Below are 2095 nucleotides of genomic sequence, written 5' to 3'. Positions count from 1 at the left end.
TCCGCAAATGGTTACGAGCCCCAATTCTAATCAATGGTCAATTACAGAAACGAAGAAAAGGAGTTCCGCAAGGTTCGCCTTTAAGTCCGTTGTTGTCGAATATCCTGCTCAATGAGTTGGATAAAGAATTGACAAAACGTAAACTTCGATTTGTACGTTACGCAGATGATTTTAGTATTTATACCCAGTATAAAAGCCATGCAACTGCCACGCTAAAAGCCATAGAAAAGTACTTGAAAACGAAACTCAAACTCACTATTAATGGTGAGAAAAGTGGCGTTAGAAAGCCAGTACAATTTGAACTACTGGGATTCGGATTCGAATCAACTTATAAGAAAGGAGACAAAGGAAAATACCAATTGGTAGTAGGCAAGAAAGCGTGGACACGATTGAAAGAGCGACTAAAATCCCTCACTCGCAAAACCGCTCCGATAAGTTTTGATGAGCGTCTCCAAAAGATTAACAAAGTTCAGCGCGGATGGTTAAACTATTTTCGAGGAACAAGCATCAAAGGAAAACTCCTCAACTTTGACGGATGGCTACGGAACCGACTGCGGTATTGCATTTGGCATGACTGGAAGAAGCCAGAACGGAAGAGGAAAAACCTCATTCGATTAGGAATCGACCAAAGCCTTGCGTATGCATATAGTCGAACTCGAAAAGGAGGATGGGCAGTCGCACAAAGTCCTATTTTAGGAACAACAATCACTATTTCAAGGCTAAAGAAGCGTGGATACATCGCCATGTTAGAACTTCATCTATCACTTAACCCATCAAGATACGAACCGCCGTATACGAGACCCGTACGTACGGTGGTGTGAGAGGCGCACTCCGTTCGATTATGAGCGGAGCCGTCTACTCGATTGTATGGCGTTTTTTTTCAGAATATTTTACGTTCTCATTCTTGCATAATTTTCAGCACCTGTTAATGCACTTGAAGGTAAAAGTGGAAGGTGAGCAGAACCAAGATTGGTTCTTATTTGAATTATTCCTGCAATATAATACTGTGCAATATCAAAAAAACCGTCAAATTCATTTTGTGATATTTTTTTCAGAATGTTATCGGTGAAATTTGTAGAACTTTTGTTTTTCAAATAGGTAGAATAATATTTACTACCAAAAGATATTGCGATTGTTAATAGGGCTATCTTCCAATTAAAGAAAAATAAAATAATTCCAAAAATAACTAACAAAATTGCAAGGCCGTTAAAAGTTTGATATTTACTATTATTTTGAGATGGTAATTTTTGAGCAAGTACATTTGATGAAGCAAATAATTGAAGATCATTATTCTTAAATTTACTAATTAGTAAATCATAATTTTCGTAAAAATCTTCAGCGCAATGTTCTGCTTGAGGTGTTAAAGGTCCAAATTGTTTTTCCAGTAACAATATAAAATCTTGATAGTTTATTTTCATAATTTCTTTGTAAAAGTTATTTTAGTTTTTATAGAAAGTTTATTGCGTATTTTTATTCAGATCATCTCTAACAACTTTTATCATACCTTTAAAGTAATTCATGGCTTCATCTGTCGTTTTAATCAATTTTAAACGAAGTTCTTTTTCTCGTTCTAAATTTCCTGATTTGCTTGCTTCGATTATATATTGAAAATATTCTTTTTGAGATTTTTTAATTTTTTCTGCAATTTCTTCATCTTTGTTCCCATAAAAATCGTAAAATAAAGATATTTTATGAAATTCGCCATCACCTTCAAATTGAATCTTTTGCAATAATTTTTCGTAAGATTTTTGACTTTCACTTAAAAGTGCTGAATATTCGTAATTTTCTAAACTCTCTAATGTAGATTTCGAATTATATAAATAGTTTAAAAAAGTTCCATAATATTTAATAGCACTCACGCAAGCATCAATTTTTGCATCAATTATTTTTTCCGCAATAATTCTTCTATGTTTTAAAATATTCTGACGATTTTCAAATAGTTTATTGATGATTACAGATATTGCCGAAGATAGGACTGTTACAATTGCTAATACTTGACCGAAGTTTAAATCATTTAATTTATCCATTTCTTACTTTAAATTCATTTAATTTAAATTGTGCTACTATTTAGGCGATATCGTTTTAAAATGACATA

Annotated in this window: 3 protein-coding genes; 1 reads left to right on the top strand and 2 read right to left on the bottom strand. The window is 33.0% G+C overall.

Annotated elements, in window-relative coordinates; all coding sequences use genetic code 11:
* Positions 1–821: reverse transcriptase domain-containing protein (locus PUH65_RS14835; RefSeq protein ID WP_305552624.1), on the top strand; the 821-nt coding region annotated here is incomplete at its 5' end.
* Between the two features lie 69 nt (positions 822–890).
* On the opposite strand, the gene PUH65_RS14830 is transcribed toward PUH65_RS14835, so the two are convergent.
* Both PUH65_RS14830 and PUH65_RS14825 read right to left on the bottom strand, forming a co-directional pair.
* A complete protein-coding gene (locus PUH65_RS14830; RefSeq protein WP_305520887.1) occupies positions 891–1418 on the bottom strand; it encodes a hypothetical protein in 528 nt (175 codons plus the stop codon).
* A 39-nt stretch (positions 1419–1457) separates the two neighbouring features.
* Complete coding sequence (locus PUH65_RS14825) at positions 1458–2027, bottom strand: hypothetical protein (protein ID WP_305520886.1); 570 nt, start codon at positions 2025–2027, stop codon at positions 1458–1460.
* Positions 2028–2095 lie beyond the last annotated feature (68 nt).

The organism is Kaistella sp. SH40-3 (genome assembly GCF_030686865.1).
Classification (GTDB): Bacteria; Bacteroidota; Bacteroidia; order Flavobacteriales; family Weeksellaceae; genus Kaistella.
This window is presented reverse-complemented; position numbering and strand designations above follow the sequence as displayed.